Source organism: Burkholderia sp. AU30280, assembly GCF_020420125.1.
Taxonomy (GTDB): domain Bacteria; phylum Pseudomonadota; class Gammaproteobacteria; order Burkholderiales; family Burkholderiaceae; genus Burkholderia.
In genome coordinates, this window is record NZ_JAIZRY010000005.1 from 186,384 (window position 1) to 211,838 (window position 25,455).

Consider the following 25,455-nt stretch of genomic DNA (forward strand, 5'->3'; position numbering starts at 1 on the left):
TTGGGGGTTACTCCACGGGTTCGAAAGAAGTAATCCACAGCGCGCCTTGATGTTCGGCTAAGGCCGCGCGGTAGAGGTGAACGTTGTTGACGAGCACGTCGACGGCATCGGGCAAGCGAACAGGAAGCACGTCGCCCGGCTGCATACGAAGCAGTTCGTCTAGGCGCATGTTCTTGGACAGGACGTGCACCGACATCGTGACGGGGATGCTCAAGTTGGCCGGAGCGCTATCGGGGGCAGGACGCAGGTACTGAGCATCGAGGCGCGCAAACAAGTGGTCGAGCCACATGTCGTCCAATGCGAATTCGACGTCCCCACCAACTTTGCGCAAGCGGTCCGAGATCGTCATGCGGAGGACGCGGACTCCCGGACCGGGCAGTATGTCCCCATTTGGCGAAAAGGGCTCTGCCTGGTCACCGAGCATCGCTGAGGCAAACGCGGTTAGCAGCGCGGTGTGTTGTTGTGTCGAAAAGCGCCGTTCCGCCCCCGTTTCTCGCGCCGGGGCGGCCGGCACGGCCTCGTCAAGCGAAGTGCCGTAATGACAGGCCAGCAGCGCCAGCAGTAGCTCGCGGTCGCAGCGCACTGAAATCTGTCCATGGTTGCAGGCATAAGTGCGCCAGACGGCCGCATGGCGCGACCGCATCGCGGCGATAGAGATCTCAGTGACGACGAAGCTCGTGCCTCGGCGCAAATTGAATCGTTCATGCAGGGAGTGGTCGATTCTGCGCTTGATATCTTGTAGAACATCCTCAAGCAAATGGTATGGACGCCCTAGTGTGCACGGATCAAGCACCACCGGCGATGCGGCTCGGCTGATGCGGGAGTGGGGGGGAGATGCTGACACGGTCAAAGGGTCGTTTGGAAGAAGAATTGGCGCCATTGTCTGTAGCGTGCGGCACGGAGCGGAGAAAGTTGAACAGAGTTTGAACACCTTCCAAAAAAAACGACCCGCTTGTGGCGGGCCGCTTTTGGACTCAACTGAATCGCGTGGCAGTGCTTACTGGAGCAGCGACAAGACCATCTGGTTCATGCTGCTGGTTTGCTTGAGCATCGACATACTGGCTTGCAGAAGTACTTGCTGCGAGCTCATCTTGGCAGATTCCGATGCCATGTCGGCGTCCATGATGCGGCCTTCGGCGTCAGCCGTGTTCGTCGACATGTTTGCCAGGTTGTTGTGGGTGTGCGCGAGGCGGTTTTCTGCTGCACCGATGGCCGAGCGCAACGCGCCCACGTCGTCAAGTACGTTGTTGATCAGATCGATCGTCGCGTTGGCGTTGTCAGTCAGCTCCTTGCCGGCCTCTTCAGTCTTGCCTGCTTCCGTGCCCGTGTAACTCGCCGACAGGCCTTCGAACTTGTCGTGGGCGTTGGCGACGTGCTTGGAGAAATCGGCTGCCATCGTTTCGTCCTTGGTGGCGCCGATCTGGAAGGTGATTTCCTTCGTCAGGCGTCCGCCCTCGCTCACTACCTTGCCGTCATCCTTATTTTTGACTTCCTTCTGCAGAAGCTTGGCGCCGCCATACGACGTGTTTTTCATGATGTTCGACAGTTCCTTACCCAATGCATCGTACTCGGCCTGCATGGCAGTCTTTTCGTTTGCCGAGGACGATCCATCAGCGGCTTGTGTAGCCAGATCCTTCATGCGGTACAGAATGTTGGTGACTTCCTTCATCGCGCCGTCCGCAGTTTGGAGCATCGACGACGCATTCTGCGTGTTCTGCATGGCCATACCCATGCCGCGAGTCTGCGCTTGCAGGCGCACGGCGATCTGCAGGCCGGCGGCGTCGTCCTTCGCGGAGTTGATGCGCAAGCCGGTGCCCAGACGGGTCATCGTGGTGTTAAGGCTGTTGCTTGTGCTGCCGATGGCCTTCTTGATGTTCATGGCGGCGGCGTTGGTGTGCAGGCTCAGCATGGTATGTATTCCTTAAGTCTAAGCGAGGGTGGGAAGTGTTTTTTAGTCGCGTCCCACTCGTCAGGGGGCGACGCCTGTTCAAGACGGCAGGCGATCCGAAGACGTTAAATCGAATCGAGTCGGCCACACTGGAGATGCGGTTCGGCGGATGTGCAAACGTCAAGATTGCTTCTCCACTGACGAGAGAATTCTTGCCATCTCAACGGTGCTGGGCGATGGCGCTATGAACAACTGCAAGAGCGTCAGAGCGAACTGGCCGCGGCTTTGTGCAGCGAGCTGATCTCGCGTTTGTTCGTGCGTTCAGTGGGCAAGACCATCACGGGAGGGGGCGTCAGTGATTGCAGATGTGCTGGCATTCCTGCACGTAGCGACATGCCGTCGATCTGGCTCGTCTAACGTGGCAACTCTGGAAAATAAGAGTTGTCTGATATTGGGCGCAACTGATTTCGATCACACTTTAGCTCTACATTGGGATCTGTATCTCTGGTCAAAAAGGAGCTGGTGTGGGCTTCGAGTCTCGCCGTGCGAACTTCAGACTCGGCATTTTCCCTTGATGCTGGTTCGAACTTGAGTTGCCAGTCCGTTAGGTTGCTGGCGATTCGCCGCCTGTGGCGAGCGTTACGCATAACGCAAGTTGAGAAGCGTACGAGTTGCCGTGTGACTGATGTCTGATCTTCAATCTCTGGCCCTTTTCTCGTGCCATGCGCATGCGCGGGCTGATGATGCGGTGTCGAGCGTTTCGGCTCCGCTCCGCGGCACATCGGAATGGCCGCATGGCTAACTATCGTGATCGCTTATTGCAAGGATGGCAGCCCAGTGATGCGGCTGAAATGTCCTACGACCTCGCAATATTTTCTAGTATCTAGGATTACGAAATTTAGTGAAAGCATTCTGTCCACACTCGCACGGGAAACTCAGCCGCTTAACGTGGGCTCCACGAATTCTGTTCGATCTCTTATTGACAGGACGCGACAGTGGGTGCCTCCCAAAATCCTCATCAGTCTCGAAATCATGTCGACAGTCCCGCCCGAAGATGCAAAAAAGCCGCGCATTGCGCTCCTAGAAGACAACGTCGCACATGCGCGAACCGTTCGACACTGGCTGGAGGCGGCGGGCTACGATGCTATTGTCGAGTACGACGGAAACCGCTTTATCGACCGCGTCGCACGAGAGAAGGTCGATTTGCTTTTACTCGATTGGGATGTGCCCGGCATGACCGGCATCGACGTACTGATAGACATGCGCAAGCGGGTCGACTATCTGATTCCCATTGTGTTGCTCACTCAGCATGACGACGAGCGCGATATCCTGCACGGCTTGAGCTGTGGTGCAGATGACTATCTGATCAAACCTATCAGCGAGCGAATGTTGATTGCTCGCGTTATCGCACAGTTGCGCAAATGGTACCCAGGGGTTCAGCGCAATAAGCAAATCAAATTCTCTGGCTTCATACTGGACGAGACCACGCGCACGGCGACGTTGCCCGACGGCGAGCAAGTCGTGCTGCCTGGGCGCGAATTTTCCATTGCGCTGTACCTGTTCGCGCACGCCGGACGCGTGGTGAGTCGCGAGGTGCTGCTCAAGCAGGTTTGGGGGGCTGCAGATTCGTCGAATGTCGGCACGTTGGCAACCTATATCACACGGGTGCGAACCGGCCTTCGGTTGCGACCGAACGGGCTCGGAATATCGAGCGTGTATCGCTACGGGTATCGCCTCGAGCGGTTGGCGGGTGGTGCCGACAACGACTTGGATTGAGTTTGCAGCAAGCTGACGGCTCTATGCGTAAACTCATTTCCCGCTTGATGGCGATCGGTCCCTTGCGCGGCCTTGTAGTCCTTGCGATGCTGGCACTGGCTGCGTTGAGCGGGAACCCCGGCAGCGGCATGGTGTCGGGCGCGTTGGATCGTGTGCTGTTCGATATGATGGCGCAGTTGGTTGCGCATCGGTCGACGCGACAGGTGGTGGTCGTCGACATCGATGAAGAGGTGGTCGCGCAACTGGACCCGCATAGCATGGACGCATATTTGGCGCAATTGCTCGGCGCGCTTGGTAAGGCGCGCAGCGTCACGCTCGATTTGCCGCTGTGGCCCGGGTTCGATTATTCGAGTCTGCGCGCCGGCATGCGAGCGTGTTCGCATACCGTGTTGGTCGAGCCAAGCCTCAATGGGCAGGCAGGAAGCTGCTCAAGCTTGCTGCCGCCGGCGCTCAGTTCGCTTGCTGCCGCGCACAGCCAGCGAGTCGTTACGATGGGCCACTACGGTGTGGTGAGTGGTTTCGTACCTTACCGTCAGTCTGCGGGCGTCCGTTATGCGCACGTTGCGCTCGACGCGCTGCGGGTGGCGGGCATCGAACCGCCGTTGCCGGTCGTTGATTTCGTCAGGCCGTACGCGCAGTCCATTGGGGTCGCACGCACGCCGGCGGTGATGACAATGCTGCCGGCATCGATGCACCTGGCACGGTATTCGGATACTGACGTGCTGCAGCAACGCGTACCCGCGGATGCGTTCGATGGGAAGGTGGTATTCGTCGGTAGCCAGGCGTGGGGCGCCGGAGGGATGTTCCAAATCTCGTCGCTCAATTCGCACGAGGTCACGCGCTCACACCTCGACGCGCTCATGGCTGACGCCGTGGCTTCAGGCAATCTTGCGCGCAAAGCACCCACGGCCGTCGGGGTGTCGATCTATCTGGTCCTCGCGTTCGGCGTCGTGCTGATCTGCGTGTTTGTGCCCGGTCGGGCGGTGCATCTGGCGGCGCTCGGCTGGGGTGCGTTGATCTTCGCCGTTCCACTGGGAATGTTGGTCTTCCATATCTGGTTGCCGCTGGGGTTGCTTCCGGTTGTTTGCCTGCTGATCTATGGCTTTTTTGCGTGGGAGCGACACGCCCGCGTGCTCTCGATGTTGCGAGGCGAATTACGCGAATGGGAAGCGATCGCGGCCGCCATCCAACCACGGGAGGGTGCAGCCGCGCTCGCTTCTCCCTCCGAGCGGTCCGATGAGTTGGTCGGCATCAAAGCAGCGTTGCTGCAGGTACGTGGCTGGCAAAAGCTCTACGTTGACATGGTCAACCAGTTTCCGTATCCGGTCTTTCTCACGATGGGTGGCCACGTTGCCGTGTGGAACGCGAAGGCTGCCACTTTAATGCGCGAGGACTCCGCAGGTGGCCTGGCTGACGCACGATTGCCATTCATGCAAGTCGAGCGGCTCGTGGCCGAGAGCGTATGCGGGAGCGGAGACGCCAGTCGTGAAATCGAATGGGGCGGGCGCACCTATATGCTGATGTGTGAGCGGTTGTCGAGTGGGCTGAGCGTGGACAATCCTTCCGACGGCGACACGCAGATGTCCCACCTGGTTTGTCTGATCGACCTTTGCGATCTGAAGGGATTTGTCTCGCACGACAAGTGGACATTGCGCCATATCGCCCATGACCTGCGCAGTCCACTGACGGCCATCCTGTCGTTGATCGACCGCCGGGGCGCGTCCGTTGGCAGCAATCCGGACGTGGAGTCGGATCGCGCTTTCCTGAGCGATCTACGGCAGCAGGCTTCATACTCGTTGCGTATCGCGAAGGACTTCATGCAGTTGAGCCGCGCCGAGCGACTCGATCGGACCGAATTCGAGCCAGTGGCGTTGAGCGAGGTGGTCGAGGAGGCGATCGACCAGAACTGGCTCGCAGCCGAGCAAAAGGGTGTCGTGTTGCGCGCACCGGTATTCTTGGTCGAAGACACCCTCGTTAGCGGAAATGGTGACATGCTCATGCGTGCGGTCGTCAACGTGTTGGACAACGCGATCAAGTATTCGCCGCCCGGTGCCGTAGTGTCGCTCACCGTTGGCTCGGCCGGCAACGGCGAACTGGTACTGAAGGTGACCGACAGCGGGGTCGGGATGACTGACGACACGGTTCGTCGCCTGTTCGAGCCGTTCTTTCAGGCCGAGCGCAAGGCCGACGGCAGCGCCAGCGTCGGGTTGGGGTTACCTTTCGTCAAGGCCGTGATCGAAAGACACGGCGGCACGGTTGCCGTGCACAGTGCACCTGGGAGCGGTACCGTGTTCGAGCTGATCCTGCCTTGCATCTCGGCGAAGGAGGGAGGCGCTCGAATGACGGAAATGGTCGACGTAACCCGACCTGCGGCGCTGGCGATGACTGCAGCGCCAGCGCGTGACTGCCGGTTCGCGATATAGCCCGACGCCTGGGGCGCACGTGAGCCGCGCGTCATATTTTTGACTGCAAGGGCCTGACAGCCGACGGCGCGGGCGCACGGGCGCGGGCTCGCCGCGAACCACGTTCCTACATTTTGTACCTGCTCATTTGCGGTATGGGCGTTCTCGGTCCCGTTGAGCGTGAGCAGCAGTGACAGGCCGCCGTTAGCGGGCCAATCAATGTTTCGTTGAACATTCTCGTTCTACGACGGATGACGTCCCAGAATCTGCGCCCATAGCCAATCTGGAGCCGTCATGAATGTCGACCTCTCGAGCGCGATGCTCGATTCGATTCGCCAATCCGCCATCCCAAACAACGATGACCCGATAAACGAAGCCCCCTCTTCCGACATCGCAGGAGGCTTCGCCGATTTACTCAAGCGGGCCGTGCGTAGCACGGATGCGCAACAACATCATGCCGACGACCTTGTCACCGCCGTGGAGACGGGCCTCAGCGATGACCTCGTAGGTGCGATGCTTGCCAGCCAGCAGGCAAGCCTGTCCTTCTCCACGATGATCCAGGTGCGCAACAAGGTCATGAGTGCGTTTGACGACATCATCAAGATGCAGGTTTGATGAGGACCGCAAACGTGCTTGCTCAAGTCAAGGCTCACATTGCGCGCTTCGCGCCTCGTGGCCATTTCCGGTTGCCGTCCCCCGCGGCGCTTTCCAAACTGGCGCCTATCGTCATCCTGGCGATTAGCTTGGCCGCGCTGACCATGATGCTGATGCATCGTCAGGACTCGCGCTACAAACCGCTTTTTGGCTCCCAAGAAGCAGTGCTTGCCGCCGACATGATGGCCGCGCTGGACGCCGAAGGCATTCCGTACCGTATCCACCCGGACAGTGGCCAGGTGCTGGTGCCGGAGCAGAAGCTCGGTGCTGCGCGCATGATGCTGGCCGCCAAGGGCGTGGTAGGCAAATTGCCGGAGGGGCTGGAGCAGGTGGACAAGAGCGATCCGCTGGGCGTCAGTCAGTTCGTGCAGGACGTCCGCTTTCGGCGTGGCCTCGAGGGCGAACTGACGCAGAGCATTATGGCGCTTGAGCCGGTGTCGTCGGCTCGTGTGCATCTGTCGATTGCCAAGTCGGCTTCGTTCATTCTTGGCGATGGCGACAAGAGTTCGGCATCGGTAGTGCTCACGCTCAAACCCAACCGTAAGCTGAATAAGGAGCAGATTGCCTCGATAGTCGCGCTGGTAGCGGGCAGCGTGGCAAACCTAGACGCGGCCCGCGTGACGGTGATAGACCAGTCCGGCAATCATCTGTCCGCGCAAATCGATGCCGTGTTGGGACATTCCACACTCGACAGCGAATTGGGTGCGCAAATGCGTGAACAGGTATTGCGCAATATTCGCGAGTTGCTCACGCCTGTGTTGGGTGACGGCAACTTTCGCGCGAGCGTTGCTGTCGAGTTGGACCACGATCGCGTGGAAGAAACCCGCGAGCAATACGGCGAGGCCCCGAAGGTTACACAGGAAGCGATTCGCGACGAGAAGGACATCGGTCAGGCCGCGTTAGGTGTACCAGGTTCGTTGTCGAACCGCCCGGCACCGCCGTCGACTGCCAGCATGCCCGAAGCGCCACACTCGGCCAAGAACGCGCAGACACGCCAATACGCTTACGACCGCAATGTCGTGCAGATCAAGCGCAGTCCCGTGCGCGTCAAGCGCCTGAACGTTGCGGTGGTTCTGAACAATGCCGCCGCGCCCGGAGGTGGAAAAGCGTGGGCACCAGCGCAACTTGCGCAGGTGGACACAATCCTGCGCAACGGCTTGGGCATCGATGCCGACCGGGACGATGCGCTGACGGTATCGTCGCTGGACTTCCGCGGCACGCGGGTGACCGAATTGCAGCCGTGGTGGAAGCAGCCCGACAACCTCGCGACGATTGGTACTTGGGCAGCATGGGCAGTGGGTGCGCTGCTCGCGTTCGTATTCATCTTTCGACCGTTGCTTAAGGTGCTTCGCATTTGGGCTAACGGCGGGCGCGATCCGCAGTCACAGGGCGCCAACACTATATCTGGCGGCCCGGAAGCACCGGCTCTTGAGGCAGCCGCCGACACGCAGCCCCTGCTGCTGGCCGACGCGAATCTCCCGCCGATTGGCTCCGGCGCGGACGTGCTGATCGCACACCTGAAGCATCTGGCAGCTCAGGATCCTGAGCGCGTTGCCGAAGTCATCAAACCCTGGATTCGAGACGATGAGCACACCAATTGACGTACCAGCGACCGTGGACACCGCCATAACGGGAGACCCGCCAGCCCAGAGTCTTGCGGCGGTGGAGCGTGCTGCCATCATCCTGCTCAGCATCGGCGAGGAAGCTGCGGCAGGCGTGCTGCGATGCCTGTCGCGCGAGGAGTTGCTGGACGTGACACTCGCCATGTCACGTATGCAGGGCGTCAAGGTGGACGCTGTGCAGAACACCATCGAGCGCTTTTTCGCAAATTTTCGCGAGCAGAGCGGCGTACGCGGTGCTTCGCGCTCGTTCTTGCAGCGCTCCCTGGAGATGGCGCTCGGCGGTGTGGTGGCTAACAGCGTGCTCAACAAGATTTACGGTGACGCGATAGGCCCAAAAATGGCGCGCCTGCAGTGGGCACAGCCGCAATGGCTTGCCGACCGCCTGCGCGATGAGCACGTACGCATGCAAGCCATGTTCCTTGCCTTCTTGCCGCCTGAGCAGGCGAGCCGGGTGATTCAGGCATTGCCCGAAGCGCGGCGCGAGCAAGTCTTGCTCGATATCGCGCGTCTGACCGAGATTGATCATGACCTGCTGCGAGACCTGGAAGACGTGGTCGACTCTTGCGTCGCCAACCTTGGTACACAGAGCACGGCCGTCGAAGGTGTGCGGCAGGCCGCCGACATCATTAACCGTATGCCGAGGGACCGCACTCAGATGGTTGAAATCCTGCGTGCTCGAGACCCGGAGTTGGTGGCTGCGGTGGAAGACCTCATCTACGATTTTGCGGTAATCGCGAACCAGAATGACGAGGTGATCTCCGTCATTCTCGAACATGTCGACACGGCGCTGTGGGGGGTGGCGCTTAAGGGCGCCGACCCAGCTGTGCGCGACGCATTGTTGCGCTCGATGCCGCGGCGTGCAGTGCAGGCTTTCGAGGAAATGTTGCGCCGGACGGAACCCGCACTCCCGAGCAAAGTTGAATCGGCTCGCCGCGAAATCATGGACATCATCCGAGGACTCGCCGACGACGGCGCCATCGAACTTCGGCTCGTGGCGGAGGAAGAACTTCGATGAGGACGTACCGACGCTATGCATTTCCCTCGTTAGCGCGCATCCGCGCGGCAAGCGAGCGGTGCGGCGAATTCGCCGCACCCGAAGAGGTAGACCTGCTCTCTGAGCAACTGCACGCGCCTCCGACCGGAGAGTTGCTCGACGAAGCTCGACAAGCGGGCTATGCGGACGGCTTTGCCGCGGGCGAACGAGTCGGCGCCGAAGGCGCACGCCGCGATGTCCGTTCCGGGTTCGATGCGCTGGTAGCACCGGTCGACGCGCTGGTGCGTGGCTTCCAGCGTGTGCAGCAAGCGTATCGAGCCAAGGTGCGCAGCGAAGTGGCTGAGCTTGTTGGCGATGTTGCCCGTCAGGTCGTGCGTGCGGAGCTTGAAACCCGTCCCGAGCGGATCCTCGCGTTTGTGGATGAGGCCGTCGGCACGCTGACTAAATCGCCCGAATCCGTCAGCGTGCGGCTGAACCCGGCCGATTACGCGCGCCTGGCTCAAGCGGCACCGGACCGAGTGCATGGCTGGCAACTGGTGCCGGACGACCGGCTCGAGCCTGGCGAATGCCGCGTGCGGGCCGATGACATCGAAATGGACGCGGGCTGCGGTCAGCGCCTTGTCGCCTGCATCGAACGGATTGCCTCGCAGCTCGCGTATGCCCATGCCGAGGAATCGGACGGAGCGCCAGCATGAACAATTCCGTACTCGGCAAGCTCGACCTTGGCGATGTGCCCGTCGCAAGGCCGGTAGGACGCTTGTCCGCCGTCTCTGGCCTCTTGCTTGAAGTGACCGGCTATGCATTCGAAACCGGTCAGCTAGCACGTATCGAAACCGCTTCGAATGACTGGCTCGACGCCCGAGTGGTCGGCTTTCGGGAAGGCGTGTCGTATCTGATGCCCTTCAGGCCCGCGGAGGGTTTGGCTGCGGGCGCGCGCGTGTTTGGCGATAACGGCGCGCGCATGCTGTCGATCGGCGCTGCATGGCGGGGCCGCATCGTCGATGGTCTAGGAGAACCGATCGATGACCGCGGGCCGCTCGTCGGCGACGCCGTGCTCGATCTGGCTGCCCCGCGCGTGAACCCGCTGCGCAAGCAGCCGGTGGAGGGCGTAATGGACGTAGGCGTGCGCGCGATTGACGGCATGCTGACGTTGGGCCGAGGGCAGCGCGTTGGCCTTTTTGCTGGCAGTGGCGTTGGCAAGAGCGTGCTACTGGGCATGATCGCGCGTCAGACCGCGGCCGATGTGGTGGTGGTTGGCATGATCGGCGAGCGTGGCCGCGAGGTGCGGGAGTTTATCGAGCACTCGCTTGGCCCCGAAGGCTTGTCCAAAGCCATCGTCGTGGTCGCACCGGCGGACGAATCCCCGCTGATGCGTTTGATGGCGACGGAGCTGTGTCACGCCATTGCCGCACACTTTCGCGATGCCGGTAATGATGTGCTGCTGATGATCGATTCCCTCACCCGTTACGCGATGGCGCAGCGAGAAATCGCGCTGGCGCTGGGCGAGCCGCCTGCCACACGTGGCTATCCGCCCTCGGTGTTCGGCATGTTGCCGCGCTTGGTGGAGCGCGCGGGCAACGGCGAAGGTGCAGGCAGCATGAGTGCCATCTACACCGTGTTGGCTGAAGGCGACGACGAGCAGGATCCGGTGGTCGACACGGCGCGTGCGATTCTTGATGGCCACATCATGCTATCGCGCGACCTCGCCTCCGAGGGCCATTACCCGGCGATCGACGTGCTGCGCTCGGTCAGTCGCTGCATGTCACTCGTGGCGCCGCGCGAGCAGATCGATGCGGTACGCAAGGTGAAGCAAATGATGTCGCGCTACGCCAATGTTCGTGAGCTGATCCCGCTGGGGGGCTACGTTGCCGGCGCGGATCTTGTTACCGATCACGCCGTGAAGATGCACGACCGGATCGAAGCTTTCCTGTGTCAGGCGCAGGACGAGGCCGCATCGCGCCAGGCGACGCTGGATATTCTGACGGAGATTGCCGCATGAACGCCCGCCATGTCGTTGCCGGACTATCGCACCTCGTTTCGATGCGCGCGAAGGAAGTGGATCGGCTGAAAGTCGATGTCGCCGCACGCGACGCGGAAGGCGCTCGCTATCGCCATCATATTTCGCAGATGACTTTGCTGATGCAAAGCGTTGACACCGGTACGCAAGTACATCCCGAGCACGCAATGAACGGTGCGCGCTATCGCTCCGCGATCGCGAATCTGATTCGTCTACATCAGCATCAATTGGCAAAGCACGAAGCATTGCTCGCGGGCCTGCGCGCGGATCTGTGCCGCGCACGCCTGCGGTACGAGCAGATCGATCGGGTTCGCAGCAAGAAGCTCGATGGGCTCGAACTTGAGAAGCGCGCACGCGATCGCAAACTCGAAGACCAACAGGCGTCCCAGGCATGGCTGCGCAGGCGGCTGTCGCAGCGACGTTCGATATTCAACCCATTCTGATCAAGCGAGGACGCCATGTTCGGCAGTATTGGAGACCCAGTGGTAAGCGCCAAGGAGCTTACCGAAAAGTACATGCTGAATGCAGTTCAGCGCCTGAAGAGCCAGAAAGCGGGCAACGCGATTGCCCAGGCGGGGCTCACCCGGTTACAAGGCGCATTGAGTTCGTTTCAGACCGCGTTGAAGGGCTTGTCCGGTGTTGATGGCATCGTCAAACAAAAGGCCTTGCTGTCGAACTCGGCGCTGGGCGAAGCCACAGCGGCGGCTAGTGCGCAGCCCGGTCGTTACACGTTCTTCGTCAAGCAGCTCGCGTCTGCGCATCAGGTGGCCTTCAAGGGTCTCTCGTCATACGGTGCCAAGGACGCGGGCACACTCGGGATAGCACTTGCGAACGGCGAATCGTTCAGGATTGACCTATCGGCGGCGAACGCCGACGCGAGCGGCAACGTGTCGCCGGCCGAACTGGCTCGTGCGATCAATCAGGCCGTCGACAACAAGGGCAAGGTATCCGCGTCGATCGTAACGATCGAAGGCGAGCAGCGTCTCGTACTTACCTCAGGCGGGACCGGCGAGGCCGGTGCTATTTCACTCGACACGAGCGGCATCAGAGATTCAGCGCTGTCCGCTGTCCTGGCGGGTCCGCCGGACGAACTGTCGATTGCACGAGACGCCATATTTAAGCTTGGCGGGGAGAGCGGCGTCGACATCAAGCAATCCGGCAACACTTTCACCGGCATTCAGGGCGTGTCCGTCACGTTCAAGCAGTCGATGGCCCAAGGCGATGCACCATTGTTGGTCGATATCAAGCTTGATCAGGGCGGCACGACCGACGCCGTGCAGGCGTTTGTCGATGCATACAACAAAGCAATGGGCGTACTGGCCGAGTTGACGAAGGTCAACCCTGACGATCCGTCCAGCGCAGGGCCGTTCGTCGGCGATGCCGGTGTGCGCAACCTCCAGCAGCGGATGAACGCCCTGTTGCGCTCCACAGTGGGCGAGAGTCGGATGTTGGACTATGGCATCTCAGCGGACCGTGCCGGCAAGCTGTCGCTCGATACGGGCAAGCTGAACGCCGCGGTGGCCAAGAATCCAAACGGCCTCGACGCTCTGTTTGCCGATGCTGAGAAGGGTGTCGTTGCGCGCATGGATGCCTATCTGAAGACATGGACCTCGTCCGTCGATGGTCAGGTCAAGCGCCGTCAGGAGTCCGCTGAGCATATTGAGCAATCGTTAAAGAAAAAGGAGCGCTCGCTCGAAGTCCAATACCGTCAGGTATATGGCCGGTATCTGACCCAGTTCACGCGCGTGGCGGAACTGCAGAAGCGGATGGAATACACGAAGCAGTTGCTTGACGACCTCCTTAGCGGAAACAAGAAATGATGACTCGACATGGTTATGGCGATTATCAGACGACGAACCTGGCGAGCGAGGCGGCAAGTGCGTCGCCGGTGCGGTTGGTGATTGTGCTGATGGATGGCCTGCTCGACGAGATGGCGCGCGCGCGCGCCCATATCGAAGCTGAACGCTACGAAGAGAAGGGTAACAGCCTGAATAAGTGCATCGGCATGCTGCATGGTCTGACCAGTGCACTCGATTTCGACGCCGGCAGCGAGGTCGTCGCCAACCTTGCCCGACTGTACGAGTACTGCACGGTACGCTTGAATGAAGCCGGCCTCTCTCTAAATCCACGCCTCATCGATGAAGTCGCGATGCTGATCCGCACGCTGCGTGCGGCTTGGGAAGGCGTCGATCAACGATTCGGATGATAGACCATGGACCAGAGCGACTATGTGCTACGACTTGCGATGCGCGTACGACAAGCGATTGCGAAGTGCGATTTCGACGCGCTGGTGTGCTTGAACGTTGAAGTACACGATATCGTGAGCAACATGGCAACCGGAGCCGCGTTGACCGTTGCTGAGCTGGAAGCACTGCGACTTCTGACGATTGCGCATCGCGTCGCAATTTCGTTATTGGAAATTGAATCTGAACGGCTGATCGAGGCGATGAACGATCTGAATGATCGCCGCGGAGTCTGGCAGGCCTATGCCGCTCAAGGGAGCCAGCCATGATGAGAGGTCTTTCGGCAATAGCCGACCTTGCACCTGCAGCAGCAACCGACGGTAGTGCCGTGCTGGCTTCAGCGCTCAGCGTGCAGCGTCCCGTGTTAGCGGATGAATTCGAGTCCTTGCTGGTGGAGGGCTCCGGATTGGACGACGGCACAGACGCCGCGGCGGAGCCGGTGGCGGTGCTGAATGCGGGGTCGGCACTGGCGCGAGCGCCTGAATTCGAACTGCCGGCTAGCGACATGACGTCGGTGCGGGAGGGCGCGGCGGCCGCACCTGACCTTATGCAGGCGCTGGACGCACGTGCAGTCGACGCTGTCGCACCGGACCCGACCACAAGCGACACACCGGTTGCCATCATGGTAATGCAACGCCTTTCCACGATCGTTTCGTTGCCGGCACATACGCATAGGATGTTGAAGCCAACGGACTTGTACCGGCGTGGTGCGGTCGAGCAGGTGCCTTTGCGGCAAGTTGATGCGAAGGAGCCGATCGCGCCCATGCTGGCCGCGCGTCTGTTCGACCGGCGGTCGAGTGCGGTACCTGGGGCGCTGTTGAACCAATGCATGAATCTCTCGACGACACACGTTTCGCAGATCTTCGGCCTGCTCGCGGACGGCGACGCAACCGCTCCAACCGGGCCATCTGCGGTCACGCTCGACTTCGAGGTAGCCACCGGCGCAACCCAAGCCGAACGATTGACGGAAGCGGCATCGGTACCGGCAACGGGTACGCCGACCGCGCCTCAGCAGAGGCTGATCGACGCGCTGGGAGAGCGCCTGAGCGTGCAAATGGCTCAGGGCATGCGCCAAGCCGTGATCCGACTCGAGCCGGGTTCGAACGGATCGATACGCATCGAATTACGCCAGGCCGCCAACGGCATGGCAGTTCACTTGTCAGCCACTCATCCCGAGGTCGTTTTCCAGTTGCAGGCGATCGGAGAAAGCTTGCGCCAGGATCTCTGCGCGCGACATGGTGGCGAAGTGACCGTGCAGGTCTCGGCGGGTCGGCAAGGCTATGGGGAGGCGAGCGGCTCGGGCGGCCGCGAGCGTCACCCAGGTGACGATGTGTCCACGCGAGGGCCTGGTGGCGGGTTGGCTTCCGCAGGCGGCGATTCGTCATTCGAATTGGCGGATCGCGAATGAGCGTACTTGACGAGGGTGACGACATGAACCGGAATGCACGGCAACGAGAGCAATACGCGGCCGTCCAATCTGATGCCGGATCTACAGCTTTCGGCCAGCGACGCGACGCAAGTCGCGCGAATTCTTTCCGGCGCTGTGCGCGACGGTCCGAAGCGTATCGGCCCCGCGAACGCAGGTCGATGTGCAACGCATGGAATTGCTCGAATCAGCGGCATTGCTCAATTGGGAATACGAGCATTGGGCTGCGGCACCGATCGCACGCTCTCGTAACGTGACAGTAACGAGGGTCATGATGGACCGAATACGATGACTGCAACGATCTACACCGAATACCAAAGTGTACAGCGCGAAAACCAGACGTTGTCCCCCGCTGATGAGGCGCGCTGGATGACGCAGTATGCGCCGCTGGTGAAGCGCATCGTGCGCAAGCTCGCGTCGCAGGCAGGCGGGGCGATGGAGGCCTGCGACCTTGAGCAACTCGGGCTGATGGGCCTGCTCGAAGCGCTGCGTCGCTATGGTGAGCCCGATGATGAATTCGAGCATTTTGCTCTATTTCGCGTGCGGGGCGCGATTCTGGACGAACTGCGGCGCCAGGACTGGCGGCCGCGCTCAGCACGCCAAGGTGCTCACCGTCTGCGCAGCACTGAGCGCGCACTACGCCGGGAACTGCGCCGCGATCCTACGAAAGAAGAAGTGTGCAACGCGCTGAAAATCGGCGACGACGAATACGAACAGTTGCAACTGGACGACTGCGCACAAGAGTTTGTCAGTTTTGACGCCTTGCTGGAAGAAGACGCGGAACGGTACGAGTGCGGCGGCAGCGACGGCCTTGAACACCGGGCCATGCTGCGCCACTCGCTTGAACAGGCGCTAGGCGTGCTCGATGCGCGCGAGCAGCAGATTATCCAGCTTTATTACGAATTCGATCTGAGTCAAGCGGAGATCGGGGCGGTGCTGGGCCTGACGCGGGCTCGAGTCTGTCAGATCAACAAGAGCGCTCTGGTCAAGATGCGCAAGCGCCTCGCTCAGCATTGACATTGAAGAATATTGTGCCGCTCCCATCGGACGGCGCCCAGGTCGGGAAGGAATCATGCAACAGATATTTGGAATTTTGATCGTGCTTGGCTGCGTATTCGGCGGCTTCATATTCATGGGGGGCGATTTCCGCAAGCTCTGGCAGCCTGTCGAATTGTTGATCGTCGTCGGCTCGGCGGTTGGTGCGTTGGTGCTTGGCAATTCGCGCCACGTGCTAGTCGAGATGGGCAAGCAATTGCGCAAGGTAATGGGCAGGCGCAAGCGCACGGCCAACAAGGAACTCCAGCGCCAGCAGCTGCTGCTGATGTATGAGCTATTGAACATTGGCAGAGACCTCAAGGCGCTCGACAACCACGTTGAGAACCCGCACGAAAGCCGGCTGTTCCAGCGCTACCCGCTGGTGCTACAGGGCCCCGAGCTGCTTACCTTTATCGTCGACAACCTTCGCTTGATGGCGATGGGGAAGATCAGCTCACACGAGCTGGAAAGTGTGCTCGAGCAGGAGCTGGTTGCCATTCAAGAGAACATTGAGTTGCCATCGCGCTCGCTCAAAAAGATTTCGGAAGCCATGCCCGGCTTTGGCATTGTGGCTGCAGTACTGGGCGTGGTGATTGCCATGGGCAGACTTGGAGATGGCGCCAGCGCGGCCGAACTGGCCGAGAATGTCGCAGCCGCCATGATTGGGACTCTTATCGGCATTTTCTTCTGTTATGGCGTTTTGGATCCGCTGTCGAACCTGATCAAGCAGGCGATGAAGGCTGAGATGTCGGAAATGGAATGCATGAAAGTGATACTGGTGGCCTTTGCTGGCGGCAAGCCACCGCTGCTGGCGATCGATGCAGGCCGTCGCATGATGCAACCGGCCTGCAAGCCAAGCTTCGCGCAGCTCGAGGGCTGGATCGGGCAATTGGACGCGGGGCGTGAATGAGCTTTGATAGCACCCACGTAAGCGTCCCAACTGAAGACGCGCCCGTCGCCCCCGCGACGGCTAATCCTGCCAAGCGAGGTGAACGCCGCACGGCCCCGGTCGACTTGGTCGTCAAACGCCCGCTGCGGCGCGACTATGACGACGATCATGGCGGTGGCTGGAAAGTCGCGTTCGCTGATTTCTGCCTCGCACTGCTGTGTGTGTTCATGTTGTTGTGGGCGCTCAGTGCGCGCGACGAGGAGACGCGCCGAAAAATGGACGCAATGGTCGACAGTGCGCTGTACGACGACGACTCGGACATGTCGGCCGGTGCTCCGTTGGGACTGAATACTCGCGTGTCGCAGGACACTTTGGCTTCGCACATCGCGGACGAGGGGTCCAGCGACGTAAAGCGCGACCAGCCGATGGCGGACAGCCGCGAGGCGATGGCCGCGCTTGCCGAGCGTGTGCGCAAGCTCGGCAAGGACGCAGGGGTGCTCGACAACGTTCAAGCGATTGTTACGCCAATGGGCCTCCGGGTCATGCTGCACGATACCGAAGAGCGCGGCGTGTTCGTCACCGGTGGTGCGGTACCTTCCGAGCCGTTTCGGCCGATGCTGATCAAGCTGGGTGCGCTCATGGGCTCGATCGGCAATCCGCTGTTCGTAATGGGGCACACTGATTCGGTGCCGTATCGCAACTCGGACTCCGGCTCGCGTTCGAACTGGGATCTGTCGGTGGATCGCGCGATGTCCGCGCGGTCGTGGGTGTTGCAGGGAGGCGTGAACTCCGAGCAAGTGATGCAAGTGATCGGCATGGCCGACCGGGCGCCGCTGGTGAACAATCCTCGCGCCGCGATCAATCGACGAATTGAATTTTTGGTGCTGACACCGGAGCGCGCCCGCGCTATCTGCGCAATGTTCGGCCCAACCGGCCAAGTAGTACCGCTGACGCCGGGCATTAACGCCACGTCGGCCGGCGATCCTGACGCGGGCCGAGTCGGTGCGGAAGTCGGTGTCAAGCTCGACAAAAAAAGGACTTAACAGATCGATCCGCTTGCTCGTTCTGAAGGAGTGAGGATGGTAACAATTTTCAGGGCCGCGCGGCCCTAGGGTGACATCATGCGAATTGCTAATCTGGCGGCACACGCCGCAGTCAATGGAGCGGAAAGCGTACAGCGTTCCGAGGGGGCGCGCCACAAGCGTACTGTGGCGTCAACTGAGTTGGTGCACGAAAAGACCCGTGATCGGATGGTGCTGGACGCAGCACGCGCCGCGCTGGACGAGACGCCGGAAATCGATCTGGCTCGCGTGACTCGCGTTCGGGCCGCACTGGCTGCCGGAAAAATTCGGTTCGATGCCTGCAAGCTTGCGGGGACGATTCAACGCTATCACGGAGGTGGTGAATGACGGGAACGGGTTCCCTTCACCAACTGCTCGTGGATGTTATCGCCGACTGCGTCGGCTACCGCAGGCTTGTGCAACTTCTGGAGGATCAGTTTGCGGCGGCGCTGCAACTCGATACCGTGAGGCTTGGCGTGCTCGCTGGTGTGATCGCAGCGGAGGCCGATGCGATCGACATGCGGCATCGCTACCGCATTGAGCGGCTCGGCCAGGTGCGGGGTGCGGTGCTGGCACTTGGCGGGCGGCTATTGGCCGACGACAGGCACGCAATGCAACGGGCATCGTTCGTCGAGCGGTGTGAGGAAGTGAAGCTGCTTGCTGCGCGCTGCCAAGCCCTCACTCGGCGCAACAGCGGCCTCTTGGTCGCGCAGTATGAGGTGATGCAGCGCCTGATGTACGGAGAACGCCACAACTATGTTCCGACCTAACGTCGCATTCGTGCCCGCCGCGCCGGGACCGATTGCCCGCACTCCCTCCCCCGTTGCGTCCGCACACGAGACTGCGGCGGGCTTTGGTTCGTTGTACGCGTCGCTGAATCGCGATATCTGCGGCAATATCCGCAACGGTTTTGGCCGCTCGATCGAGCCGCACCTTTCGTCGCAGGCGGCAACGTGGACCAATATGATGCGAGCCCGCGCGGAAGCGCTCGCGAAGCCGCAGCAGGGTGTCTTGAGAGACGGCGCTCCTGCGACGGGGCCGAACTTCGCCGAGTCGGATCAGCAGGCCTTTCTGGCCGAGATCATGCCGCACGCTCGTCGTGCAGGTGCGATGATTGGTGCGGCACCGGAACTGATTGCCGCGCACGCAGCGCTTGAATCCGGCTGGGGCAGCAAACCGCTGAAGAACGTACGCGGCGAGACCACGCATAACCTGTTCGGTATCAAATCGGCTGGCGGATGGGTGGGCGAGTCGGCTCCTGCCGTCACCACCGAGTATGTGAACGGTTCGGCTGTGAAGATGGTCGACCACTTCCGCGCGTACGAGAGCTATAGCGGCGCGTTCCACGATTACGCCAAGCTGCTGCGCGATTCGCCCCGCTATGCCGGCGTGCGCAACGTAGGCGACGACGCAAGCACATTCGCCAGCGCACTCAAGCGCGGTGGTTACGCGACCGATCCTGCCTACGCGACCAAGCTTGTGGAAATGGTAGGGCAGGTCAAGCGGATGGTTCGCTGACGTTCCTCGTGGCCGGGTGCCGGCGGCCGAATTACCTCTACTTCGTAACGCCGACCGGCTCGACAGTGGCGGCACCGGTCACCCGCGCGAAGATCACCTTGCCAGTGCTCGCGTTTTTCACGCGGATAACCTCGTCGACCGCACCATTCTGCATGGCGGTGCCGGGCACGGACACTCGTATCGGCCCGGAATTAGCCTCTATTTGTACCGTTTGGCCGCGGCGGATGGTTTCCGCGCCATTCAGTAGCCGCGCCTGGATCACCTGACCGGCCTTTACCGTGCGACGCAGCACGCGCCCAACAGCAAGGGCGGGAACGGTCAACGCATCGGGGGTGAGTGCAAAGTCACGGACATCCTGCTTGAAATCCGCTTCGTTGAGCGTGTGGCCGGAGCGCAACGCTGTTGCCGCTACCAGCACTGGCGTGTCGATGCGAGCCTTCACCAGATAGGTCGTGGCGCGCGGTTCCCCCTTGCAGCGCACGGAAAAACGCATGCGCGTCAGCGCCTTGGTGTCGGTCGCGGCGATTTCATAGGGCTCGCTGCACGGCGGGGCGGGTCGGCGCGGGGACGACACGGCGACTGAAACATGGGGGGCGGTCAATGCGTGATTGGCAACATAGCGCGCAAGCCACGTCAGGGCCGCTTTCTCGACCTGCGGGACGGCCGGATCGCCTCGGTGCGCCGTGGCGGGAGTCGGCGCCTGCGCAATTGCCGCAAGCGGCATCGCCAACCCTGCGATTACTGCTGCCAGCACCACATGCTCGATCGGCTGCCTGAGGGAGTGTGTCGGAGGCATCGCATCCTTTTCTTGAACTGAATGTCGCTCGATTATAGGGTGCCGCGCGGCTGTAGCGAACTCTCGAGCGCCGTGTTCAAGTTCTGTAAAACCTCTTCGTTGCAACGTTCGCTAGCCCGTAACCTCCACCCGGTCTATGACTCAACCGCTGCCCGGTATCAACCGCGTGGCACTTTCCGGAGGCAAGCCGCCACTATGGGATTGAATCTCGAACAAGCACTTGGCGTACATTCGGCTGCGCTCAAAGTGCGCGCCGAACGCACCAAGCTCCTTGCATCGAACTTGGCCAACGAATCGACGCCGGGCTACCGGGCACGCGATCTGGACTTCCGTACGAGCCTCGGCTATGTGCTCGGCAACGATGCGTTCGGTGCCGCGCTGCAATTCGATGGCGATGAACCGATGTACCGCGTGCCCAGCAGTCCCTCGCAAGATGGCAACACCGTCGAACTGGGTGTTGAACAGGCGGCGTTTTCACAAAACGCGGCGGATTTCCAGGCTAGCCTGACGTTCGTCAACATGAAAATCAAGGGTCTGAGATCCGCCATCACGGGGAATATCTGATGAGCTTCAAGGAAATTTCGCAGATCGCGGGTTCGGCGTTGTTCGCACAAACCGTGCGACTCAACACCATTGCCAGCAACCTTGCCAATGCAGGTACTTCCGGCACCGAGGAAACCGCGTACCGCGCGCGCAAACCGGTATTCGCGTCGGTGTTCCAGAACGGTGGTGCGCGCGTGCAGGTGCTGGATGTGATTGCCACCGACGATGCGCTCGCTGCTCGACATGAGCCGGGCCATCCGCTGGCAGATGAAAACGGCATGGTGTTTTACTCGAACGTCAGCGCCGTCGAAGAAATGGCCGACATGATGGCCGCATCGCGCGCTTTTTCCACCAACGTAGAGGTGCTCACGCGCATCAAGGGTATGCAGCATGACCTGCTGCGCATGGGTGAGGGCTGAACACGGTGGATCTCCAGAGCAATGTCAACAACGTAACTGGCATAGGCGGCTCGGTCGCCACGCCGACCGCGAGCAATGGCGGAGGCGATGTGTCGGACCTGTTCACCCGGCTGTTGGTGGCGCAGGTCAAGAATCAGGATCCGCTGGCGCCAATGGAAGCCAACCAGTTCGTGACGCAGTTCGCGCAGATGAGCCAGGTGGAAGCGATGCGGACGCTTGCCAACCTCAGCGCCGCCACCGCCAGGACGCAGGAAAGCATGCTGGTCGTGACGCTCGGGTCACAAGTCGGATCACAAGTGCGTGTGAGATCGGAAAAAGTCGAGTTGGGCGAGGCGGTGGTCAAAGGGAGCTTCAAGCTCGAATCATCGGCGTCGGAGGTCGACGTGATCCTGACCGATGGGGGCGGCACCGAGTACACGGTTTCGCTCGGCGCAAAACAGGCGGGCGACGTCGACTTCAACATCGACCCCGCAGAGCATGGCCTGCCACCAGGCAATTACAAGCTCCGTGTGGTTTCCGACTCCGGCGAGAAGCCTCCCGTCGAACTCAATGGCGATCTGCAAAGCGTGCGTCTCGGAACGGATGGCCGCGTGATCTTGACGATCGCGGGCATTGGTGATGCGGAGGCCGCTGATATCACCCGCTTTCTCGGCCGCTCAAACCCGCAGCGTATGTCTTCGGAAACCGCGCCTCCCCAGAGTCTCCCCATTTCAAAGAGGTTCCAGTCATGAGTTTCAACATCGCGCTCGCCGGCATCAACGCCATCAACGGGCAGCTCAACCAAATCAGTAACAACATCGCCAACAGTGGCACGCTGGGCTTTAAATCGGGCCGTGCCAACTTCGCGTCGAGTTACATCAATGCGATGCCGTCCGGGGTATCGATCGGTTCGACCTCGCAGTCGATGGACGTCACCGGGAATTTCTCCGCGACGGGTCGCGGCCTGGACGCCGCGATCGCAGGCAAAGGGTTCTTCATCTCTCGCGACACCGACGGCTCGATGGTGTATTCACGCGCCGGTGTGTTCAACATTGATAAGAACGGCAACGTGACCGATTTCATGAGCCGCGTCGTGCAGGGGTACGGTGCTGACGGGGCCCTGGGCAGCCTGACGATTCCAACGGGCTCGATTCCCGCACAGGCGAGCAGTTCGCTGGAATACGTCGGCAATATGTCTGCCGATTGGACCAAGCCGACGGTTTCGCCATTCAACAAGGACGATCCGAAGTCGTACAACGGCATATCGGCCGCCACTGTGACGGATTCTCTCGGTCGCGAGCACACCGTCACCCAGTATTTCGTGAAGGATGCGGGCAACAAGATGCAGGTCTATTACGCGATGGACGGTCAGAATGTCGGCAACCCCGCGGAGCTGAGCTTCGACAACACGGGCAAGTTGGTAACGCCGACTGCCACCGTTCAACTTGACCTCGGCACGCCCACCGATGCCGCACCGATGTCGATTGCAATCAACTACGCCGGCACGACGATGTTTGGCGGCAAACAGACCACCGACAAGAATCGTGTGGACGGCTACAAGGCAGGCGCCGTGACCGGTGTGTCGCTGGCCGAGGACGGCTCGATCGAGGTGCAGTACAGCAACGGCAAGAAGCTGTCGGCCGGCCAATTGGCCATCGCGACGTTCCAGAACGAAAACGGCTTGGTTCCGGTGGACGGTTCCGGCTGGCAGGCCAGTTCTTCTACCGGTGAACCGCTGGTCGGCAAGCCGGGCACCGGCATGGCCGGTAAGCTCGCCGTGCGCGCAGTCGAGCAGTCGAACGTCGACATGACCGCGGAGCTCGTGAGCCTGATGGGCGCGCAGCAGAACTACCAGGCCAACTCGAAGGTGCTGTCGACCGAAAACGAAATGATGCGCGCGTTGATGCAGGCGCTGTAACGCGATGGACAATTTCCTCTACACCGCGATGACGGGCGCTGAGCATTCGCTGCGCGCGCTCGACGTGCGAGCCAACAACCTTGCCAACGCGCAGACCAGTGGCTTTCGCGCCGATCTGGCCAGTGTGACGAGTCAGGCGGCCAGGGGTTATGGCTACGACTCGCGTTACCACGCAACGCTCACATCAACGCATGTGAATCACGAGCCGGGCAAGATCAGCGAAACGGGTCGCACGCTGGACGTGGCCATCGACGGAGCCGGCTATCTTGCGGTGGAAACCGCTCAGGGCGTGGCATACACGCGAGCTGGCGCGCTCACGCTCGACGGTGACGGCGCACTTACGCTGAACGGTAACGCCGTATTGGGGGAAGGCGGCCCGATCGTGCTGCCCGAGCACGACGCGTTGACGATCGGCGCGGACGGCACGATCTCCGTAGTGACGGCAGGCGAGAAGGATATCCAGGACGCGGGTCGCCTGCTGCTGGTGAACCCGGAGCCGACTGACTTGGTGAAGAACGCGCAGGGCCTCATCGTCTCGAGCACCGGTACCGACTATGCGGCCGACGACAGTGTGGCCGTCAAGGGCGGTCATTTGGAAGCCAGTAACGTGTCGGCCGTCGAAGAAATGATGCAAACGATGTCGCTTACGCGCTCATTCGAGATGCAGATGAAGCTATACAAGGTGGCCGATGAAATGGCCGATGCCGGCAACCGGCTTATCCGCGGGTAAGCGGTCGGGTGGGCCTGCGTCAAACGAATCAACCAACACTAAAGGGCAACGATGAATCACGCAATGTGGATCAGCAAGACGGGCATCCAGGCCCAGGACGCGAAGCTGCAGGCGATTGCCAACAACCTTGCGAACGTCAACACGGTCGGCTTCAAGCGCGATCGTGCCGTTTTCGAAGACCTGTTCTACCGTGCCGAGCGCCAGCCCGGCGCTCAGGTATCGGACAACGCAACGGGGCCGGGTGTGCAACTGGGCAACGGCACGCGGATTGCCGGTACGCAAAAGGTGTTCACCACTGGCGCGCTCCAGGAGACCGGCCAGCCGCTTGACGTGGCCATTGTCGGCAATGGCTTTTTGCAGGTGGAAATGCCGAACGGCGAAGTGGGCTACACGCGCGCCGGGCAGTTGCGTCTGAACGACCAGGGCCGTCTGACCAATGCACAGGGCCTGCCCCTCGTGCCGGGTATCGACATTCCGCCTGAGGCGGTGGGTATCACTATCAGCGATAACGGGACGGTATCGGTTTCGACGGGCGCAGGCAAGATGCTGGCCGAAGTCGGCCAACTTCAGCTTGTCCAATTCGTGAATCCGGCTGGCCTACTCGCATTGGGTGGCAACCTGTATGCAGAAACCGTTGCCAGCGGTGCGCCCACCGAAAGCGAGCCCGGTCAGAATGGGATTGGAACGATCAAGCAAGGTGCACTCGAGGGTTCCAACGTATTGGCCGTGGAAGAAATGGTCGAAATGATCGCTGCCCAACGCACCTACGAGATGAACACCAAGGTGCTGTCGGCTGCCGACAACATGATGCAGTACCTGTCGCAGGCTGCACGCTGATGACGGTTACGCGCTTCGTTGCCATGGGCGGTGTGCTGGCCTTGCTGGGTGGTTGTGCGACCGGCCCGTTCGATCGTTTGCTGCCGGACTTCGACGACAGCATGCCCGATACCGCTTTCGATGTCCGTCGAGGCACGGCGGGTGGCGTGCTGGTTCCTGATCAGGCGTGGTCGCTCACGTCTGACGTGCGCGCTTTCCGCGCCGGCGACGTGTTGACGGTGGAGCTCGAAGAGTCGACCCAGGCGAGCAAGAAGAGTGGCACGCAGGTCGGCAAGGACAGTAGTCTCAGTGCAAAAAAGCCGTCGCTGTTCGGCAAGGCGCTGCCAGTCGAGGCCGAACTAGGCACGAAGAGCGGGTTCAACGGCGCGGGTTCCAGCTCGCAGCAAAACACACTGCGCGGCTCGGTGACGGTGGTGGTGCAGCGCGTGATGCCCAACGGCCTGCTGCAAGTGCGGGGCGAGAAGCGCCTCGTGCTGAACCAGGGTGAAGAGAACGTACGTTTGGCTGGGTACGTGCGTGCTGCCGACATCGATTCGAACAATCGTGTGTCATCTCAACGCGTGGCGAATGCGCGCATCACCTACGCGGGCCGTGGGTCGCTGGCGGATGCGAGCCAGCCCGGCATTTTGACCCGATTCTTCAATAGCCCGTGGATGCCGTTCTGAGTCGGCGACGACGAACGGACCGAACCAGGTCGACGCGCGATCG

Annotated in this window: 28 protein-coding genes; 25 read left to right on the forward strand and 3 right to left on the reverse strand. The window is 61.0% G+C overall.

Features of this window, described 5'->3' with window-relative positions:
• Positions 1-7: 7 nt before the first annotated feature.
• Complete coding sequence (locus LGN17_RS13680) at positions 8-757, reverse strand: FliM/FliN family flagellar motor switch protein (protein WP_226197279.1); 750 nt, start codon at positions 755-757, stop codon at positions 8-10.
• A gap of 240 nt (positions 758-997) precedes the next feature.
• Positions 998-1,909, reverse strand: coding sequence for a flagellin (locus LGN17_RS13685; RefSeq protein ID WP_226197280.1), 912 nt, complete (start codon positions 1,907-1,909; stop codon positions 998-1,000).
• A 978-nt stretch (positions 1,910-2,887) separates the two neighbouring features.
• Between LGN17_RS13685 and LGN17_RS13690 the strand changes: the two genes are divergently transcribed.
• From LGN17_RS13690 to LGN17_RS13775, 18 genes are all read left to right on the forward strand, one after another.
• Positions 2,888-3,664, forward strand: coding sequence for a response regulator transcription factor (locus LGN17_RS13690; RefSeq protein WP_226197281.1), 777 nt, complete (start codon positions 2,888-2,890; stop codon positions 3,662-3,664).
• Between the two features lie 23 nt (positions 3,665-3,687).
• Positions 3,688-6,087: an ATP-binding protein gene (locus LGN17_RS13695; RefSeq protein ID WP_226197282.1), complete on the forward strand. Its 2,400-nt coding sequence runs from the start codon at positions 3,688-3,690 to the stop codon at positions 6,085-6,087.
• Positions 6,088-6,360: 273 nt separating this feature from the next.
• Entirely contained in the window at positions 6,361-6,681 is a 321-nt protein-coding gene (gene fliE, locus LGN17_RS36495) for a flagellar hook-basal body complex protein FliE (RefSeq protein WP_319000824.1), read from the forward strand.
• Positions 6,681-8,321, forward strand: coding sequence for a flagellar basal-body MS-ring/collar protein FliF (gene fliF / locus LGN17_RS13705; RefSeq protein ID WP_226197283.1), 1,641 nt, complete (start codon positions 6,681-6,683; stop codon positions 8,319-8,321). Before fliE ends, fliF begins: the two co-directional genes overlap by 1 nt.
• On the forward strand, positions 8,305-9,357 hold the full coding sequence (locus LGN17_RS13710) for a flagellar motor switch protein FliG (protein ID WP_226197284.1): 1,053 nt from the start codon (positions 8,305-8,307) through the stop codon (positions 9,355-9,357). Before fliF ends, LGN17_RS13710 begins: the two co-directional genes overlap by 17 nt.
• Positions 9,354-10,031 (forward strand): FliH/SctL family protein, encoded by a 678-nt coding sequence (locus tag LGN17_RS13715; RefSeq protein WP_226197285.1) that lies wholly within the window; start codon positions 9,354-9,356, stop codon positions 10,029-10,031. Before LGN17_RS13710 ends, LGN17_RS13715 begins: the two co-directional genes overlap by 4 nt.
• The gene (locus LGN17_RS13720; RefSeq protein ID WP_226197286.1) at positions 10,028-11,335 is read left to right on the forward strand and encodes a FliI/YscN family ATPase; all 1,308 of its coding nucleotides are present in this window, start codon (positions 10,028-10,030) and stop codon (positions 11,333-11,335) included. Before LGN17_RS13715 ends, LGN17_RS13720 begins: the two co-directional genes overlap by 4 nt.
• Positions 11,332-11,796, forward strand: a complete 465-nt coding sequence (locus LGN17_RS13725; RefSeq protein ID WP_226197287.1) for a hypothetical protein — start codon at positions 11,332-11,334, stop codon at positions 11,794-11,796. Before LGN17_RS13720 ends, LGN17_RS13725 begins: the two co-directional genes overlap by 4 nt.
• Before the next feature lie 72 nt (positions 11,797-11,868).
• Positions 11,869-13,173, forward strand: a complete 1,305-nt coding sequence (gene fliD / locus LGN17_RS13730) for a flagellar filament capping protein FliD (RefSeq protein ID WP_226197288.1) — start codon at positions 11,869-11,871, stop codon at positions 13,171-13,173.
• A complete protein-coding gene (fliS, locus tag LGN17_RS13735; protein ID WP_226197507.1) occupies positions 13,173-13,559 on the forward strand; it encodes a flagellar export chaperone FliS in 387 nt (128 codons plus the stop codon). The genes fliD and fliS overlap by 1 nt, the downstream gene beginning before the upstream one ends.
• Before the next feature lie 6 nt (positions 13,560-13,565).
• Positions 13,566-13,865 carry a hypothetical protein gene (locus LGN17_RS13740; protein ID WP_226197289.1) on the forward strand — a complete coding sequence of 100 codons (300 nt, stop codon included), beginning with the start codon at positions 13,566-13,568 and terminating at the stop codon, positions 13,863-13,865.
• The gene (locus LGN17_RS13745; RefSeq protein WP_226197290.1) at positions 13,862-15,004 is read left to right on the forward strand and encodes a flagellar hook-length control protein FliK; all 1,143 of its coding nucleotides are present in this window, start codon (positions 13,862-13,864) and stop codon (positions 15,002-15,004) included. The genes LGN17_RS13740 and LGN17_RS13745 overlap by 4 nt, the downstream gene beginning before the upstream one ends.
• A 306-nt stretch (positions 15,005-15,310) precedes the next feature.
• Positions 15,311-16,039: a FliA/WhiG family RNA polymerase sigma factor gene (locus LGN17_RS13750; RefSeq protein WP_226197291.1), complete on the forward strand. Its 729-nt coding sequence runs from the start codon at positions 15,311-15,313 to the stop codon at positions 16,037-16,039.
• Between the two features lie 55 nt (positions 16,040-16,094).
• Positions 16,095-16,967, forward strand: a complete 873-nt coding sequence (gene motA, locus LGN17_RS13755) for a flagellar motor stator protein MotA (RefSeq protein WP_226197292.1) — start codon at positions 16,095-16,097, stop codon at positions 16,965-16,967.
• Positions 16,964-17,989, forward strand: coding sequence for a flagellar motor protein MotB (locus tag LGN17_RS13760; protein WP_226197293.1), 1,026 nt, complete (start codon positions 16,964-16,966; stop codon positions 17,987-17,989). Before motA ends, LGN17_RS13760 begins: the two co-directional genes overlap by 4 nt.
• Positions 17,990-18,067: 78 nt before the next feature.
• Positions 18,068-18,355 (forward strand): flagellar biosynthesis anti-sigma factor FlgM, encoded by a 288-nt coding sequence (locus LGN17_RS13765; RefSeq protein WP_226197294.1) that lies wholly within the window; start codon positions 18,068-18,070, stop codon positions 18,353-18,355.
• On the forward strand, positions 18,352-18,777 hold the full coding sequence (locus tag LGN17_RS13770; RefSeq protein WP_226197295.1) for a hypothetical protein: 426 nt from the start codon (positions 18,352-18,354) through the stop codon (positions 18,775-18,777). Before LGN17_RS13765 ends, LGN17_RS13770 begins: the two co-directional genes overlap by 4 nt.
• Complete coding sequence (locus tag LGN17_RS13775; RefSeq protein WP_226197296.1) at positions 18,764-19,525, forward strand: glucosaminidase domain-containing protein; 762 nt, start codon at positions 18,764-18,766, stop codon at positions 19,523-19,525. Before LGN17_RS13770 ends, LGN17_RS13775 begins: the two co-directional genes overlap by 14 nt.
• 37 nt (positions 19,526-19,562) lie before the next feature.
• On the opposite strand, the gene flgA is transcribed toward LGN17_RS13775, so the two are convergent.
• On the reverse strand, positions 19,563-20,321 hold the full coding sequence (flgA, locus tag LGN17_RS13780; protein WP_226197297.1) for a flagellar basal body P-ring formation chaperone FlgA: 759 nt from the start codon (positions 20,319-20,321) through the stop codon (positions 19,563-19,565).
• 195 nt (positions 20,322-20,516) lie between these two features.
• Between flgA and flgB the strand changes: the two genes are divergently transcribed.
• Genes flgB through flgH form a run of 7 tightly spaced genes read left to right on the forward strand, consistent with a single transcriptional unit; the run spans position 20,517 to position 25,412 of the window.
• Complete coding sequence (flgB, locus tag LGN17_RS13785) at positions 20,517-20,885, forward strand: flagellar basal body rod protein FlgB (protein WP_226197298.1); 369 nt, start codon at positions 20,517-20,519, stop codon at positions 20,883-20,885.
• A complete protein-coding gene (flgC, locus tag LGN17_RS13790; protein WP_226197299.1) occupies positions 20,885-21,283 on the forward strand; it encodes a flagellar basal body rod protein FlgC in 399 nt (132 codons plus the stop codon). Before flgB ends, flgC begins: the two co-directional genes overlap by 1 nt.
• A gap of 5 nt (positions 21,284-21,288) precedes the next feature.
• Positions 21,289-22,014 (forward strand): flagellar hook assembly protein FlgD, encoded by a 726-nt coding sequence (locus LGN17_RS13795; protein WP_226197300.1) that lies wholly within the window; start codon positions 21,289-21,291, stop codon positions 22,012-22,014.
• Entirely contained in the window at positions 22,011-23,180 is a 1,170-nt protein-coding gene (locus tag LGN17_RS13800) for a flagellar hook protein FlgE (RefSeq protein ID WP_226197301.1), read from the forward strand. Before LGN17_RS13795 ends, LGN17_RS13800 begins: the two co-directional genes overlap by 4 nt.
• 4 nt (positions 23,181-23,184) lie before the next feature.
• A complete protein-coding gene (locus LGN17_RS13805; protein ID WP_226197302.1) occupies positions 23,185-23,910 on the forward strand; it encodes a flagellar basal body rod protein FlgF in 726 nt (241 codons plus the stop codon).
• A 51-nt stretch (positions 23,911-23,961) separates the two neighbouring features.
• Complete coding sequence (flgG, locus tag LGN17_RS13810; RefSeq protein WP_226197303.1) at positions 23,962-24,747, forward strand: flagellar basal-body rod protein FlgG; 786 nt, start codon at positions 23,962-23,964, stop codon at positions 24,745-24,747.
• Positions 24,747-25,412, forward strand: a complete 666-nt coding sequence (gene flgH / locus LGN17_RS13815) for a flagellar basal body L-ring protein FlgH (protein ID WP_226197304.1) — start codon at positions 24,747-24,749, stop codon at positions 25,410-25,412. The genes flgG and flgH overlap by 1 nt, the downstream gene beginning before the upstream one ends.
• Positions 25,413-25,455: the final 43 nt, after the last annotated feature.

Bases quoted from the DNA above. Each gene is read 5' to 3' on its own strand.
- LGN17_RS13760 (WP_226197293.1), top strand. From the start codon at position 16,964: ATGAGCTTTGATAGCACCCACGTAAGCGTCCCAACTGAAGACGCGCCC.
- fliE (WP_319000824.1), top strand. From the start codon at position 6,361: ATGAATGTCGACCTCTCGAGCGCGATGCTCGATTCGATTCGCCAATCC.
- fliD (WP_226197288.1), top strand. From the start codon at position 11,869: ATGCTGAATGCAGTTCAGCGCCTGAAGAGCCAGAAAGCGGGCAACGCG.
- fliS (WP_226197507.1), top strand. From the start codon at position 13,173: ATGACTCGACATGGTTATGGCGATTATCAGACGACGAACCTGGCGAGC.
- LGN17_RS13800 (WP_226197301.1), top strand. From the start codon at position 22,011: ATGAGTTTCAACATCGCGCTCGCCGGCATCAACGCCATCAACGGGCAG.
- LGN17_RS13710 (WP_226197284.1), top strand. From the start codon at position 8,305: ATGAGCACACCAATTGACGTACCAGCGACCGTGGACACCGCCATAACG.
- LGN17_RS13745 (WP_226197290.1), top strand. From the start codon at position 13,862: ATGATGAGAGGTCTTTCGGCAATAGCCGACCTTGCACCTGCAGCAGCA.
- LGN17_RS13715 (WP_226197285.1), top strand. From the start codon at position 9,354: ATGAGGACGTACCGACGCTATGCATTTCCCTCGTTAGCGCGCATCCGC.
- LGN17_RS13765 (WP_226197294.1), top strand. From the start codon at position 18,068: ATGCGAATTGCTAATCTGGCGGCACACGCCGCAGTCAATGGAGCGGAA.
- fliF (WP_226197283.1), top strand. From the start codon at position 6,681: ATGAGGACCGCAAACGTGCTTGCTCAAGTCAAGGCTCACATTGCGCGC.
- LGN17_RS13740 (WP_226197289.1), top strand. From the start codon at position 13,566: ATGGACCAGAGCGACTATGTGCTACGACTTGCGATGCGCGTACGACAA.
- LGN17_RS13720 (WP_226197286.1), top strand. From the start codon at position 10,028: ATGAACAATTCCGTACTCGGCAAGCTCGACCTTGGCGATGTGCCCGTC.
- flgC (WP_226197299.1), top strand. From the start codon at position 20,885: ATGAGCTTCAAGGAAATTTCGCAGATCGCGGGTTCGGCGTTGTTCGCA.
- LGN17_RS13750 (WP_226197291.1), top strand. From the start codon at position 15,311: ATGACTGCAACGATCTACACCGAATACCAAAGTGTACAGCGCGAAAAC.
- LGN17_RS13805 (WP_226197302.1), top strand. From the start codon at position 23,185: ATGGACAATTTCCTCTACACCGCGATGACGGGCGCTGAGCATTCGCTG.
- flgG (WP_226197303.1), top strand. From the start codon at position 23,962: ATGAATCACGCAATGTGGATCAGCAAGACGGGCATCCAGGCCCAGGAC.
- motA (WP_226197292.1), top strand. From the start codon at position 16,095: ATGCAACAGATATTTGGAATTTTGATCGTGCTTGGCTGCGTATTCGGC.
- LGN17_RS13725 (WP_226197287.1), top strand. From the start codon at position 11,332: ATGAACGCCCGCCATGTCGTTGCCGGACTATCGCACCTCGTTTCGATG.
- LGN17_RS13695 (WP_226197282.1), top strand. From the start codon at position 3,688: ATGCGTAAACTCATTTCCCGCTTGATGGCGATCGGTCCCTTGCGCGGC.
- LGN17_RS13775 (WP_226197296.1), top strand. From the start codon at position 18,764: ATGTTCCGACCTAACGTCGCATTCGTGCCCGCCGCGCCGGGACCGATT.
- flgH (WP_226197304.1), top strand. From the start codon at position 24,747: ATGACGGTTACGCGCTTCGTTGCCATGGGCGGTGTGCTGGCCTTGCTG.
- flgB (WP_226197298.1), top strand. From the start codon at position 20,517: ATGGGATTGAATCTCGAACAAGCACTTGGCGTACATTCGGCTGCGCTC.
- LGN17_RS13770 (WP_226197295.1), top strand. From the start codon at position 18,352: ATGACGGGAACGGGTTCCCTTCACCAACTGCTCGTGGATGTTATCGCC.
- LGN17_RS13685 (WP_226197280.1), bottom strand. From the start codon at position 1,909: ATGCTGAGCCTGCACACCAACGCCGCCGCCATGAACATCAAGAAGGCC.
- flgA (WP_226197297.1), bottom strand. From the start codon at position 20,321: ATGCCTCCGACACACTCCCTCAGGCAGCCGATCGAGCATGTGGTGCTG.